This is a genomic window from Xenorhabdus bakwenae, assembly GCF_030272115.1.
Taxonomy (GTDB): domain Bacteria; phylum Pseudomonadota; class Gammaproteobacteria; order Enterobacterales; family Enterobacteriaceae; genus Xenorhabdus; species Xenorhabdus bakwenae.
Window position 1 is genome coordinate 3,129,480 of the sequence record NZ_CP119194.1, and the last position, 14,116, is coordinate 3,143,595.

Genomic DNA, 14,116 nt, shown 5'->3' on the forward strand with positions numbered 1-14,116 from the left:
CATACTGTAATTTATGTTGATTAATTAGGAGTGAATTTGTATGAAAAATAAAGAAATTAAGTATATTCTTTCAAGAGATACTTATGTTGGCTTTTTAGGGCGTAGATGTGTTTTTTCAGTTGGAAATAGACAGGAAGTTTTTGATAATGAAGAAGAATATATTCCCATTTTAAAAGCATCAAAAATCTGGAAAGAACCAAATACAGTAGAATCTGTTATTAAAAAACTTATACATGATGGATTAACATTAGAAAAATCAGTAAATTCAATAAATTTTCTTATAGAAAAACATCATGTCATATATGATGAGCCTAGTAAACTAAATAGATATAGTAGGCATTACCTTTATTATGGCTGCTGGAGTTATAGTCCAAATGATGTACAGGAAAAAATTTCATCAAGTCATGTGATTGTCATTGGTTGTGGAGGAATAGGTAACCACATAGCAACAAATTTAGCTACTGCTGGAATTGGTGAGCTAACTCTTGTTGATGATGATTTAATAGAAATATCCAATCTAACAAGGCAGCACATGTTCACGGAAGAAGATGTTGGTTTCCATAAAATTGATGTACTAGAAAGAGAGATAAAAAAAGAAACAAAAGCATTAAAATTAATACAATTAAAAAATCAATAAATAATAGCGATGACCTCGATTACTTACCTAAAGCTGATTTAATAGCACTATCCGCTGATTATCCTCATGAGTTGGTTTTTTGGGTTAACTCCTATGCTGTAAAGAATGGAATACCTTTTATAAATATTGGTTATGTTGGTGATATTGCTGTTTTTGGCCCATTCTATATTCCTAATGAATCTGGTTGTTTTGCTTGTGGTTCAAATATAGCTCCAGATATTGAATCTGACCATATTGATTTGCATCAATATGCTGAAGTAATAAATGGAAATTTTCAAGCGCCGTCTTTTGTTGCTGTTAATGCAATGTCATCAGCTATGGCAACAAACGATATTATTCGATATTTGGGGAAATGTGTTAGACCTCTATCTGAAAATAAAAGAATAGGAATCCACTCGAATAAATTAAAAATCGAATACCAAGAATGCTCAGTTAATAAAGAGTGTCGAGTATGTTCACATTACTAAGTGGTAGCCGGGGTATAATTTTTTACGGACTAATAACTAGTGCAGCAAGGATGCTTGCTGGTGCAACATCTACTGTTTATTTAATGTCATCTGGAATGACTATTGCCGACATCAGTTGGCTGAAATCGATACAGGCTGCGGTAATACTTTTTGCAGATGTTCCATTTGGTTATCTTGCGGATAAATTTGGTAGAGGAAATACAGTAAAAATCAGTATACTATTTAGTGCAATATGGTTATCAATGACTGCTGTTGGTGAGCATAAGTCTGTTTTTATGATAGCAGAAGTCTTTAATGCCTTTTCTATCGCATTGTTTAGTGGTGCATTTAATGCATTACTGCTAGAAACTTGCAAAAAAGAAACAGAATATATTAATTTTGAAAAAATTATAGGCCATTTTTATAAATGGCAATTCATCCTGATGGCTTTGTTTTCTTTCATTGGAGCTATTGTTTTCCCTCCAGACTCAAAAAAAACGTGGTGGATTGCTGCTATTGTAGTAACATCTATTATGCTTTTATTCAATTATGTTATCCCTGTAAATGAAGAAGCAAAAAGTAATAAAAAAGAAATTTTAAATAAAAATTTAATTTGGGCAATAAAAAATATTTTTTCCTCCAAGATATCTTTGCCAATATTTATACTCTGTATCAGTGTATCACTCTGTTTTCAGATATCAATACAGTTTTGGCAACCAATGATTGCGGGTGAAAATCTATATAATATTCCTGGTGAATATTATGGCATTGTATTTGTGTTAATTTTGTTATCACAATCACTTGCCTCATATATAGCTCAACAAATAAAAGCAAAGATATCAAATTTATTATTAATTTCTATTATGATGATGGTGTCATTTGTTATAACGTTTATATGTTACAAAGAGTTATCAAAGTATTTTATAATTCTATTAATATGTTCTGACTTTTTCCTAATGAAGTTAATAACTATTCACACGTTATCTATTTTTTTACAAGAACAGTCAGATAATCAGTGGGCAACATCAGAATCATTTGTTTCATCCATGACAAGAATCTTTTTACTGCTCATCCTTGCTGGTCTTGGTAGTATCGGTCCTGGCTTAGATATAAAATTTATTTTTTTCTCATTAATTATAATGTCTGTCATTTATGTTATTATTATTTCAGTATTATCATGTTTATCTCTAAAGGAAAAAACTTTTTCAAAAAAAGACGCTTAACAATATAAGGATACTTTATATGAGTAATTGCATTTTCTGTGAGATAGTTAATAGAAATTCACCTGCACATATTATCTGGGAAGATGATAATTACATGGCATTTTTATCAACATATCCAAATACACTAGGATTTACAGTGGTTATTCCCAAAAAACACTATGGAAGCTATGCATTTGAATTAAGTGATGATAATTTGTCAGGGCTGATTATCGCATCTAAAAAGGTTGCTAAACTCCTTGATTCAACTTTAGATGGGGTTGCCAGAACAGGATTAATATTCGAAGGTTATGGAGTTGATCATGTACATTCTAAGTTATTTCCTATGCACGGCACAGGAAATAATAGCAGTTTTAAAAGAATATCATCTAATATGAATAAGTATTTTTATAAATACGAGGGTTATATTTCATCACATGATAGTAAGAGAGCATCTGATAATGATTTGAGCATATTAGCTAAGAAGATTCGAGAACACTCGGAAATGAAATAGATAATATACTCAAATTAATGGCTTTAACTTTGATTTTTTATTGTATAACTTTCAAATAGAAAGGTAAGCACACAGCATGTGTTGACAAACTAATTGCCAGCCAGGGTGTAGAGGTCAAGAAATACCGGACACATTTTTAGCCTTTTCCCACTGCTTTTCATATTCAACCGGTGAAATTCCACCATTAAAACTATGCGGACGATCGGGGTTGTAATAGCCGCCCAAATATGGCGTGATATCCCGTATGGCATCATGGATACCCACTGACCACGATTGACAGGGTAATAAAAAAAAGCCTGACGCGTATTCAAGTCAGGCTTGCTTATTTCTACCCTTGCAGACTGTCAGGTGCCACAAAGCCAATGCAGACAGTATCTAACTCAGCACTGGGCTGGGCCTGGAAGGAAAGCTCTTCTTTGTGACTGAGCACCAATAATAGCCATTGTTCAAACGTGTGTTGGAAATCTTCCTCTGCACAGCTTTTTCCTCGTTCTCCCACTAACAAGGCACCATATTGCACAATATTGCCCTGTTTGATATGGCGGTTATAGATATTGGGTGGCATACCTTTGTCTAACTCCCAGGGTTGTATCGTTTCTGGATGGTAGTGGCTGTAAAATGTCAGCCATTGATGCAGATATTCTCCACCCACATAACGTAATGGCGTTGGATACAATTCGTTCCAGCGTTGATCCAATTGGCTGGCGAAGGTTTTTATGCCAACAAACTTTTGCCCGGCATCACGGACATTTGCCATCATCACACTGACGTAACCGATCAACACCAATACACCAAACACGGCCAATCCCCGTAATGTGCCGCGCAAGGGTTTATTGGGAAAGACCGTTATCGATCCCACCAACAGTGCCGGTGAAACTGTCATAAAAGGTTGTACCCATTCGGTCATACGCCCGCCCTGATTGAAGGAGAACCAGCCATAAATCAGCAGCAGAGGCAGCAGGATCACGATATTAGTCAGCGCACTGGATTGATGCCTGGGCCAGCCAATCCGGCCTCCGAGCAGATAAATAATGGCAGCGACGATAATTAACGGGTAGAACACGGAAAGGATAGCGCGTGTGGTATGTAGATTGAACCCTTCCTGAATTTGGGAATCTACCCACTTAAATGCGACGAAATCGTTATGCACCAGCCACCAAACGTTCGGTAGTACCAGTGCAAACCAGATGACAATGGCGAGATAGAACAGTGGCTCCCGATAGTTGCAACGGACTTTAGGCACGAACAGGGAGAGCAAAAAGACCGAGCCGACGATAGCAAGCGAAGAATACTTTGCCATCGTTGCCAGCCCTGTGGTGAGGGCGAATGCCAGCCACCATTTGGGGTGATCGTCAATGGCCCGCAGAAAAAACAGCAATGACCACGGCCAGAGCATAACCAAAAAGTAATTATCATTATAAGGAATGATATCAAAATTGATGACACCGGATAGGTTCAGCGTCAGCATGGCAAGCCATGCGAGTGCAACTTTGCCTGTCAGCCGGAAAGCCAGCTGCCAAACCCCAAGCATACCAATGGCAATAGCAACAAAGTGGGTGAAATACCAATAAAAACTCAGAGAAATGTCGCTGATAGAGATAGCGGGTAGCATGATGGCTCCCACTAGCCACGGATTTTTGGGTGAACCCCATTCCCCATTAAGACCCCAGTTTAAAGCTTCTACGGCATCATAAGGAACGGTGGGATCGAGAAAATAACTTGCTATTATCCACAAAACGGCATAACCAGTGACCCAAAGATACAATGGCATGCGGTAAGAAGAGGTATCAAAAAAACGCATGGTAGCCTGAACATATTATTTGAGTTAAATCTATCCATAATACTAGACGAAATTTAAACAATCAGTGAATGACATTGGATGTTAAAGGGAGTTTCTGTTAGATTCCGCCGAAAATATCTTGATAAAAATAAGTTGAGTCACAAGCTATGAACCCGTTAAAGAAAAAATCACCGGCGAAACCTTCCGCTGGTAAGCAAAAAAGAAAAAGTCGCGCAGAGCTGGATGCAGAAGGACGCGAACGTAAACGCCAGAAAAAGCGCCGTGGTCATTCGGCCGGCAGCCGTCATAACAGTGATGACGGTAATAAGCGTAAAGTAGTCAAGCAGGAACAAGATCCACGTGTCGGCAGTAAAGTTCCGGTTCCTCTGATCGTAGGCGAAAAAGCACCGACAATGAAACCCGCGGTTAAGCCGGTGGTAGAGCAACAAAAACCGCGCCTGTCACCGCAGGAAGAGCTGGAAATGTTGGAACATGATGAGCGATTGGATGACTTGTTGGCACGCCTTGAACAAGGTGAAAAATTGTCCCAGGAAGACAATGCTTATGTCGACAATACGCTTGATCGCATTGATACCCTGATGGAAGCGTTGGGCATCGAGCTGGAAGAAGAGGACAATGAAGAAGAACCACAGGAAGATATCATGCAATTGCTGAAGGGTAAGTAACGCTTTCATCAATGAATTGTGATCGTAAAAGGCGGGTTCATTCTGATAACCATGATATTAATAACCACAATAATAGTATGTTATTCATTGTGGTTATTGGGTAAACTATGGCGGCTATCGTTTTGATGGGCGAAAACAGCGGAAGGAATAAGCATGTCAGAGCAAGCCATTGTTTGGGATCTGCCTTTGATCCAAAAATACAACTATTCAGGGCCTCGTTATACTTCGTATCCAACAGCATTGGAGTTTAGCCAACAATACGATGCAGCTGCTTTTGCTCAGGCCGCCGCCCGTTATCCTGATCGCCCGCTTTCCCTCTACATCCATATCCCGTTCTGCCATAAGCTTTGTTATTTCTGTGGTTGCAATAAGCTGGTTACGCGCCAGAAGCACAAGGCGGATGACTATCTGAATGTGTTGGAAAAAGAGATTGCTGACCGCGCCACATTATTTTCCCAGCGGAAAGTCAGCCAAATGCACTGGGGTGGAGGTACGCCTACCTATCTGGATAAAACGCAGATCAGCCGATTGATGTCGATGCTGCGCAGCCATTTCCAGTTTCTGCCCAATGCTGAACTTTCCATTGAAATTGATCCGCGTGAAATTGAACTTGATGTGATTGATCATTTGCATCACGAAGGTTTTAACCGTCTGAGTATGGGCGTGCAGGATTTCAATAAAGAGGTGCAGCGTTTGGTGAATCGTGAGCAGGATGAGGCGTTTATTTTCGAACTGATCAGACGCGCCCGTGAAACAGGCTTTACATCCACCAGTATTGATCTGATCTATGGCCTGCCGAAACAGACACCTGAGAGTTTTGCCTTTACCTTGCAGCGTGTGTTGGCCTTGTCACCTGATCGCTTAAGTGTCTTTAATTATGCTCACTTACCGGATTTATTTGCGGCACAGCGCAAGATTAAGGAGCAGGATTTACCCACAGCGATGCAGAAGCTGGATATCTTGCGAGAAACGATTGCGACCCTGACAGGGAATGGCTATCAGTTTATTGGGATGGATCACTTTGCCCGCCCTGATGATGAATTGGCGATTGCCCAACGCCAAGGCATCTTGCACCGCAATTTTCAGGGATATACCACGCAGGGGGAATGCGATTTACTGGGTATGGGGGTTTCCGCGATCAGCATGTTGGGGGATAGCTATGCTCAGAACCAGAAAGACCTGAAAACTTATTACGCTGTGGTAGAAGCACAAGGCCATGCTTTGTGGCGGGGTTTAGCTTTGACGCAAGATGATTGTATTCGCCGTGATGTGATTAAGGCGCTAATCTGTAACTTCCGGCTGAACTTTGCGGATATTGAGCAGCGTTATGGGCTGAATTTCACGGATTACTTTGCCGAAGACCTGCAATTGCTGGCACCTTTGACCGAAGATGGATTAGTTGAAGTGACCGAATCGCAGCTCCAGGTATCCCCGAAAGGGCGATTACTGATACGTAATATTTGTATGTGTTTTGATAGCTATCTGCGTAACCAGATGCGACAGCGGCAGTTCTCGCGGGTGATATGAGGACTTAATTTTCTATTGAAATATCTAACACACTAAAAATCTGAGGTAAGTCACTATGGAAAAAGTAACAGAAGAGTTGATGATGGAGCATGGTTTTACATTAAAGTAAATAAATCAAATAAAATCGGCTTCTCAACGGTCTGGTCACAATATAAAAAAAGAAGTTATGATTCTAAGTAATAGTTTTTATAGGTTGATATTGGTTTTTCTTATTATTTTATTTTCTGTTGTTTCTGCCATTTTTTTGTTCCAGATGTTGATTATTTGAGTGTGGCATTAACATTTTTTATTTCTATTTTTCTTGTGTTACTCTTTTTCTCCCCAACTTTAAGATACAAATCCTTTATTTTTATAAAAAATATAAAGGATGGGTGATTTATCTTTGTTGTTTTTTAACATGATTCCAATTTGTTGATAATGCCGAATATTCATATAATATCCAAAATGTAGCACAATTAGGATCAGATAGTTAGTGGCTGTGCTTATCGATTTGAATGTAAAATTATTATTTGCTTCTTAGTTAGAGAGGAATTACAATGATATTATAGTTAATTACCAAAAAGTTGAGTAACTAGAAGAGAGACTTAATTACAAATAATTAAGAAAAATAGGGAGTGAAAAAATGAATGATGAAAAAATAGAAGAATTAATGAAAAAAAGTGGTTTTACTTTTAAAGACATAAAACTATTAAAGTCAATAAGTAAAAAAAATAACACTACATTACTAAATGAATTAATTGAATTGGAAAGTAAATTTTTCAGGTCTTTATTTGCATTGTTGTTTGTTTTTTTTGTGGCTGCTTGTATGTTTTTAGTAGCCGGTGAAATGAATTTAATTGGTTTTTTTATATCTCTTGTGCTTACAATTCCATTGGCATTGTATATAACAGCTTTCAAGTTATCATATAAGTCGTTTGTTTTTATGAAAAAATATAAACGACTTATCTAGTTTTATTTTTTGCTATTCTGTAGGTTGTCATATGAATCATAGGTGGATTTTATCGTTATCCCATCTACTGTCATTTCAAACATCAGAGAATAACCACCCATATTTTTATATCCAATTATAAAATCTTCATTTATATAATTGAATAATCTCCATGCTTCAGGTTTTAATACATTTCGGAACAAACCATATCCAGATAGTGCAATATCTACTCCACCGTAAACTATATTTGCTGTTTTTTTATCTGATCCGAAAAATTCAAAAGTTTTTTCATATCCTATTTTTAAATAACCTTTATATTCGGCATCATTATTAAATAATGACATAAAATTTTCTTCTATGTTACCAAAGCCATGAACTACAAGGGATGCACCTGCAACAGCACCAACAACAGTAACGCTTGTTGCGGTCAAAATAGTATATCCTAAAATAACTTGAAAGACACCTGCAACTAAACCGACTCCTTTCAATACATAACTAACAACATCGTTCTCTTTTTTTAGTTCTATAATAGCATACTTTTCAATTTGATTATATCTCAATATTTTTTCTTGATTGCATAAGTATTCTCTTTCTTGTTTTAATTCTTGTATTGATTTTAATTTAGAGGATTCTTGGGATGATTTGCTTGTTATTATTCCTATATGATAATTAGTGAATTTCTTTATTTCCTCTTGAAATTTATATTTAATAAAAGGACTGTTAATAAATCTTGAAGCAGATAAAGCACATTCATTAACACTTCTAGCAGTTAATGCTCCCATTGCAGAAAAATAATCATTATCTTTATTTGCATATATGTCCATGTTTAATAAATCCTATCATCCCAGATGCTATAACCACTAGTACCCGCCAAGTGATGTTGCCATGTTATACTTTTGTATTTAAATGAGACGCTCTCTAATGGTTGTGCATCATTATGAGTTGATGAGTTAGGGCAAATAATATCAATATTGCAAATTGTTACACCTGTGACCTTTATAGAAAAATAAAGAGATAACCCACCGTTGCTATCTGTTCTGTACATATTAAACATACATTCTAGTTCTTCATTATCTGATATTGCGACTCCTAGTAATGGTGTTGACTTATCTATTGGTTTTTTTATGTTAATAGGGAAGTGATTTACATTTTGTTCTCTGGATAAAGAAGAGTTTAATTCGTAAATATATATTTCATTTTCATGGCCAGTTTGATAAAGATTACCAATTGAACTTTCTGATGAACATCCAGAAGATATTAGACCTTGTTTTTTTCCTTTAATCGTTAAATAAATAATATTAGCCATTCTATTTTTTCCTTATTGTATTTTAATTTGCTATAAAATACAGAATAATTATTTGTTTTGTCAATGATATTTATCATATTTTAAACCACATTAACTGTATTTAATTTCTGGTGTTTTATATTTCCATAAGTGAATATTTAGATAATTATCTTTTTATTTTGCAATAATATGGTTTTTCTTTGGGATTTTATTTTTTAAATTTCAATTAAATAATCTATGTGTGATTTTTATACACGATAAACTTCAAGTTGCAATCCGCAAGACGACGCGAGGCCTTATATTTCCCCGCGCAGCGGAGAAATATAACATGCATCTTGAAGTTGGATTGGTATAATTGTTAAATTAGTTAGAGAAATAACAAATACTTGGCAATTTTAGTCTGGCATCCCATAGCTTCAATGGACACCAAACAGTCTTTAATATTCTCGTTTTGGGCCTTGGCTGAATAGCCCGTTACAAACCCAATTCCTTCAATTTCCGCGTGATTGTATTTCTTCCCCAGCCCAGAAAACGGGCGGCTTCCTGTTTATGTCCATTGGTATATTCCAGTGCGCAATTAAGCAGAGTGCGTTCCAGTAATGGCAGGGCATCGGCAAGGAGATCAGTTTTTCCCTCTTCTAAGGCATGTCGCGCCCATTCAGCCAGCAGTTGTGGCCAGTCTTCCGATGGTGGCATGACGCGGGAAATAGGAGTATTTCCGGTCTGCCCTGTGGGTGAGTTGCCAATCAGATCAGCGGGCAGATCCTGTACCAGTATCTCCTTGCTTGCCGCCATCACGGTCAGCCAGCGGCAAACATTTTCCAACTGACGGACATTGCCTGACCACGGCAGGCGCATCAGCGCGAGTTCCGTATCAGGATGCAGCACCTTGGCTTCAACGCCCAGCTCTTTGGCAGTGTGTTGCAGGAAATGATGTGCCAGACGAGGAATATCTTCCACTCTGTCCCGCAAAGGCGGTAATTGGACGCGGATCACATTCAGGCGATGGTAGAGGTCTTCCCTGAATTTACCTTCTGCAACGCGTTGCTCAAGATTCTGGTGAGTGGCGGCAATGATACGGACATCCACTTTCACAGGTGCATAGCCTCCGACGCGATAAAATTGCCCCTCAGCCAGAACCCGCAGCAAGCGAGTCTGGATATCCAGCGGCATATCACCAATTTCATCTAAAAACAGTGAACCACCATTGGCTTGCTCAAAACGACCCTGACGTACTTGATTGGCACCGGTGAATGCCCCTTTTTCGTGACCAAACAGTTCGGATTCAATCAAATCCTTCGGGATTGCCGCCATATTCAGGGCAATAAAGGGGGCTGAGGCGCGTGGACTGTGGCGGTGAAGGGCATGGGCAACCAGCTCTTTTCCCGTGCCGGATTCACCATTAATTAACACACTGATGGAGGAGCGGGAAAGGCGGCCGATAATCCGGTATACCTCCTGCATGGCCGGGGCTTCTCCGATCATATCTGAAACCGATACCGGCAACTGTGGGTTCGAGGTTGATTGATGTTGTTCCCGATAATGACTTAGTGCTCGCTCGACCAGTGCAACCGTTTCATCAATATCAAAAGGCTTTGGCAAATAATCGAAGGCACCGTGTTGATAGGCACTGACAGCGGCATCCAGATCAGAATGGGCCGTCATAATGATGACCGGAAGCTGTGGGTAGCTCTGCTTTATCTGGTTGAGCAAACTCAGTCCGTCCAATCCGGGCATACGGATATCTGACAGGATCACTTCTGGATTACCCTGCCCTGAATGACCCTGTGCCAGCGCGGCCAGTACGGCATCGGCATTTTCAAAACTGATACACTCCATCCCTGCACCACTCAGCGCCCGTTCAAGTACCCAGCGGATAGAACTGTCATCATCAACGATCCAAACTTTTCCTCGTTGCATAGTCACTCCTACTTAACGGTTATTTCTTGATAGGCAGGTAAATGGAAAATTCCGTATGTCCTGGCCAACTGGTAAATTCAATTTTGCCCGCATGTTGGTCGATAAGATTACGTGCTATGGATAAGCCAAGTCCAGTTCCTCCTTCATACCCGCTGACCATCGGGTAAAAAAGCGTATCCTGAATATTGGGAGGAATACCAGGCCCATTATCTTCAATATCAATTCGGGCTGCCAATCGGTAACGCTCCCCTTGTAAGGTAATCTGGAATGCGGTTCGTGTTCTCAGGGTGATAATTCCTCCCTTCTCACCGAGTGCTTTTAGGGCATTACGGGTGATATTCAGTAATACCTGTTCAATCTGGTCAGGATAATGCGCCAGTTCAGGTAAGCTCGGATCATAATCTTTAATCAGCGTGACATTGGCGGGCATTTCCAGCGAAACCAATTGACAGACCCGCTCGACCACATGGTGAATGCTCTGGCGGGTTTGGGAACCGGGATGCTGTGGTCCCAGCAAGCGATCAACCAGGTTACGTAGCCTGTCTGCCTGTTCAATGATCACTTGGGTATATTCCCTCAAGGACGGATCAGGCAGCGCCTTGGCAAGCAACTGTGCGGCTCCCCGCAGCCCGCCGAGAGGGTTTTTGATTTCATGTGCCAGTCCCCGAACCAATTCCCGCGCAGCCGCCTGCTGTGCTTGTTGGATCTGCTCTTGGCTTAACCGGCGTTGACTGTCCATAGATGCCAGTTCCAGCAGAACAAACTGTTCGGAAATTGGTTGGGCACTGAGCGACATCACATGAGAGTGATTATTGATCACCAATATGACTTCGTTATCGGTAAAGCCATGACCGTTGATCAAACTGGAACGCATCAATTCTGTATCCAGTGAAATATAACTAAACAGGATAGGAAGCGGCGTGCCGAATAATTTACGGGAACTTTGTGCCAGAAGTTGCATGGCAGAATGATTGGCGTAGCGAATCACTAAATCATTATCCAGTATCAGGACGTTGTTTATCTGTGAGTCGAGAATCTGTTCTGCTTTGGGCAAACTAACCATTGTCATTCAGTTCCTGCACTTTTTTGGTGCGTTGTAGCTTATTTAAGCATAGTTCGATGAATCCTTTTACTCAGCATATATCGTCAATCATGATGTCATTGTGTCTATGCGAGGGAAAAAAGCCCATCCAAGGATGGGCCAAAAGTTTCACGGCAACAAAAAAACACAAGTAATGCCCTCACGTTATGGGGCATTACCTGATAAAGCACTACACGCTGTAATACAGTTCAAACTCCAGAGGATGTGGTGTCATGCGAACACGTTCAATTTCCCCATTCAATAAAGTGATATAAGCATCAATCGTATCATCGGTAAAAACACCACCGCGCGTCAGGAATTCACGGTCGGCATCTAATGCGGCCAACGCTTCTTCCAAAGAAGGGGCCACGGTTGGGATCTCCTGGGCTTCTTCTGCGGGCAAGTCATACAAGTTTTTATCCATCGCATCACCTGGATGGATTTTGTTGATGATGCCATCCAAACCTGCCATCAACAGCGCAGAGAAGGCCAGGTAAGGGTTCGCTGCGGGATCAGGGAAACGCACTTCAATACGGCGAGCTTTGGCACTGGCGACCACCGGGATACGGATAGACGCAGAACGGTTACGGGCAGAATAGGCCAGCATCACCGGGGCTTCAAAGCCAGGCACCAGACGTTTGTACGAGTTAGTTGTTGGGTTGGTAAAGGCATTTAACGCACGTGCGTGTTTGATGACACCGCCGATATAGTAAAGCGCCATTTCGGACAAGCCACCGTACTTGTCACCTGCAAACAGGTTAGTGCCATTTTTGGACAGTGACATATGACAGTGCATACCTGATCCGTTATCGCCCACCAACGGTTTTGGCATAAATGTCGCGGTTTTACCCAATTTATGGGCAACGTTATGAACCACATATTTATAAATCTGGGTTTCATCCGCTTTTTTGGTCATAGTATTAAAGCGGGTGGCAATTTCGTTTTGTCCGGCAGTTGCGACCTCATGGTGGTGGGCTTCAACGACCAGGCCCATTTTTTCCATGGTCAGGCACATGGCTGAACGCAGGTCTTGGGAAGAATCCACCGGAGGAACCGGAAAGTACCCGCCTTTAATGCCGGGCCGATGGCCTTTGTTACCGCCTTCATAGCGTGTGCCGCTGTTCCAGGCGGCTTCCGTATCATCGATATGATAATAAGAGCCAGAGATGGAGCTGCCGAAACGGATATCATCGAACAAAAAGAATTCGGGTTCTGGCCCAAATAAAACGGTATCAGCAATATCGCTTGCCCGCAGGAAATCTTCTGCGCGTTTGGCAATGGAGCGAGGATCGCGGCTATAGCCTTGCATGGTGCCGGGTTCAAGGATATCACAACGCAGGATCAGGGTGGCATCATTAAAGAAGGGATCAAGCATCGCGGTGCCTGGATCTGGCATGAGCACCATGTCGGATTCATTGATACCTTTCCAGCCACCGATAGATGAACCGTCAAACATTTTGCCATCTTCAAAGAAGTCTTCATCAACTTGGTGGGCAGGAATAGTGATGTGTTGTTCTTTACCTTTGGTGTCAGTAAAGCGTAAGTCAATAAACTTCACCTGATGTTCTTCAATCATGGACAAAACATGTTCAACGGACATACTGGCTCTCCTGGTTTACGTCGGCCTGATAAAACAGGGCAAGAAATAGGCTGTTTTATCTTAAAAGTTAAGGGCGATTGTGGATCTCTGTATGATCAATGTTATGAAATCACTATCGCTAAAGATAAATGCGAAAAATGTGCCAATATTTAAAAATTATTTAATATCAATATGATAAAAAAGTATGGCAGAGGGAAGAGAAAAAATAAATAAGACAGGAGTATGGTTTTAGGTATTTTTGCACCAAAGTGGTGAATTCTGACAATGTGCTTGCATTATTATGGTGCGACTGGCCGGCTGAAATCTCGCAAACTTACATCAAATTTTGCGGGAAGGAATGCCCTGGGCTGTCTATACCAAGCTCGCTTCTGTAGTTGGCTCGGAACTTAAGGAACTCGCTAAATAAAGAGAAAACCGCCAATACTGCACAACTTTTAATACCAGTGCAACCATCCAAAGTGTATAATGCTGCACTTTTGTTCGGCGGCGGCCAAGTAAAACAGAATTCTTTTT

General features: G+C 40.5%; 11 protein-coding genes and 1 pseudogene. 6 read left to right on the forward strand and 6 right to left on the reverse strand.

All coding sequences use genetic code 11. The features are described 5' to 3' along the window. Positions 1-40: 40 nt before the first annotated feature. From PXH59_RS15715 to PXH59_RS15725, 3 genes and pseudogenes are all read left to right on the forward strand, one after another. Positions 41-1,104: pseudogene (locus PXH59_RS15715) on the forward strand (ThiF family adenylyltransferase). Further along, a complete protein-coding gene (locus tag PXH59_RS15720; protein WP_285809079.1) occupies positions 1,089-2,306 on the forward strand; it encodes an MFS transporter in 1,218 nt (405 codons plus the stop codon). Before PXH59_RS15715 ends, PXH59_RS15720 begins: the two are co-directional and overlap by 16 nt. A 19-nt stretch (positions 2,307-2,325) precedes the next feature. Continuing rightward, positions 2,326-2,796, forward strand: a complete 471-nt coding sequence (locus PXH59_RS15725; RefSeq protein WP_285809080.1) for an HIT family protein — start codon at positions 2,326-2,328, stop codon at positions 2,794-2,796. 328 nt (positions 2,797-3,124) lie between these two features. Here PXH59_RS15725 and PXH59_RS15730 read toward each other — a convergent pair whose 3' ends face one another. Continuing rightward, the gene (locus tag PXH59_RS15730) at positions 3,125-4,597 is read right to left on the reverse strand and encodes a glycosyltransferase family 39 protein (protein WP_285809081.1); all 1,473 of its coding nucleotides are present in this window, start codon (positions 4,595-4,597) and stop codon (positions 3,125-3,127) included. A gap of 146 nt (positions 4,598-4,743) precedes the next feature. On the opposite strand from PXH59_RS15730, the gene yihI reads away from it, so the two are divergent. From yihI to PXH59_RS15745, 3 genes are all read left to right on the forward strand, one after another. Then, on the forward strand, positions 4,744-5,262 hold the full coding sequence (gene yihI / locus PXH59_RS15735) for a Der GTPase-activating protein YihI (protein ID WP_047766422.1): 519 nt from the start codon (positions 4,744-4,746) through the stop codon (positions 5,260-5,262). A 153-nt stretch (positions 5,263-5,415) separates the two neighbouring features. Further along, positions 5,416-6,789 carry an oxygen-independent coproporphyrinogen III oxidase gene (gene hemN / locus PXH59_RS15740; protein ID WP_285809083.1) on the forward strand — a complete coding sequence of 458 codons (1,374 nt, stop codon included), beginning with the start codon at positions 5,416-5,418 and terminating at the stop codon, positions 6,787-6,789. A gap of 622 nt (positions 6,790-7,411) precedes the next feature. Next, the gene (locus tag PXH59_RS15745; protein ID WP_285809086.1) at positions 7,412-7,738 is read left to right on the forward strand and encodes a hypothetical protein; all 327 of its coding nucleotides are present in this window, start codon (positions 7,412-7,414) and stop codon (positions 7,736-7,738) included. 2 nt (positions 7,739-7,740) lie between these two features. Here PXH59_RS15745 and PXH59_RS15750 read toward each other — a convergent pair whose 3' ends face one another. The 5 genes from PXH59_RS15750 to glnA all read right to left on the reverse strand — a co-directional run bounded on the left by PXH59_RS15750 (position 7,741) and on the right by glnA (position 13,603). Beyond that, positions 7,741-8,541: a DUF4225 domain-containing protein gene (locus PXH59_RS15750; RefSeq protein ID WP_285809088.1), complete on the reverse strand. Its 801-nt coding sequence runs from the start codon at positions 8,539-8,541 to the stop codon at positions 7,741-7,743. Positions 8,542-8,543: 2 nt separating this feature from the next. After that, the gene (locus PXH59_RS15755; RefSeq protein WP_285809089.1) at positions 8,544-9,023 is read right to left on the reverse strand and encodes an Hcp family type VI secretion system effector; all 480 of its coding nucleotides are present in this window, start codon (positions 9,021-9,023) and stop codon (positions 8,544-8,546) included. A 453-nt stretch (positions 9,024-9,476) separates the two neighbouring features. Further along, on the reverse strand, positions 9,477-10,922 hold the full coding sequence (gene glnG / locus PXH59_RS15760; RefSeq protein ID WP_285809091.1) for a nitrogen regulation protein NR(I): 1,446 nt from the start codon (positions 10,920-10,922) through the stop codon (positions 9,477-9,479). A 19-nt stretch (positions 10,923-10,941) separates the two neighbouring features. Next, positions 10,942-11,985, reverse strand: coding sequence for a nitrogen regulation protein NR(II) (glnL, locus tag PXH59_RS15765; RefSeq protein ID WP_369813296.1), 1,044 nt, complete (start codon positions 11,983-11,985; stop codon positions 10,942-10,944). A 208-nt stretch (positions 11,986-12,193) separates the two neighbouring features. After that, positions 12,194-13,603 carry a glutamate--ammonia ligase gene (glnA, locus tag PXH59_RS15770; RefSeq protein WP_047766429.1) on the reverse strand — a complete coding sequence of 470 codons (1,410 nt, stop codon included), beginning with the start codon at positions 13,601-13,603 and terminating at the stop codon, positions 12,194-12,196. Between the last annotated feature and the right edge of the window lie 513 nt (positions 13,604-14,116).

Excerpts from the sequence above, each read along its gene's own strand:
- PXH59_RS15720 (WP_285809079.1), top strand. The coding sequence starts at position 1,089 with ATGTTCACATTACTAAGTGGTAGCCGGGGTATAATTTTTTACGGACTA.
- PXH59_RS15725 (WP_285809080.1), top strand. The coding sequence starts at position 2,326 with ATGAGTAATTGCATTTTCTGTGAGATAGTTAATAGAAATTCACCTGCA.
- PXH59_RS15730 (WP_285809081.1), bottom strand. The coding sequence starts at position 4,597 with ATGCGTTTTTTTGATACCTCTTCTTACCGCATGCCATTGTATCTTTGG.
- yihI (WP_047766422.1), top strand. The coding sequence starts at position 4,744 with ATGAACCCGTTAAAGAAAAAATCACCGGCGAAACCTTCCGCTGGTAAG.
- hemN (WP_285809083.1), top strand. The coding sequence starts at position 5,416 with ATGTCAGAGCAAGCCATTGTTTGGGATCTGCCTTTGATCCAAAAATAC.
- PXH59_RS15745 (WP_285809086.1), top strand. The coding sequence starts at position 7,412 with ATGAATGATGAAAAAATAGAAGAATTAATGAAAAAAAGTGGTTTTACT.
- PXH59_RS15750 (WP_285809088.1), bottom strand. The coding sequence starts at position 8,541 with ATGGACATATATGCAAATAAAGATAATGATTATTTTTCTGCAATGGGA.
- PXH59_RS15755 (WP_285809089.1), bottom strand. The coding sequence starts at position 9,023 with ATGGCTAATATTATTTATTTAACGATTAAAGGAAAAAAACAAGGTCTA.
- glnG (WP_285809091.1), bottom strand. The coding sequence starts at position 10,922 with ATGCAACGAGGAAAAGTTTGGATCGTTGATGATGACAGTTCTATCCGC.
- glnL (WP_369813296.1), bottom strand. The coding sequence starts at position 11,985 with ATGGTTAGTTTGCCCAAAGCAGAACAGATTCTCGACTCACAGATAAAC.
- glnA (WP_047766429.1), bottom strand. The coding sequence starts at position 13,603 with ATGTCCGTTGAACATGTTTTGTCCATGATTGAAGAACATCAGGTGAAG.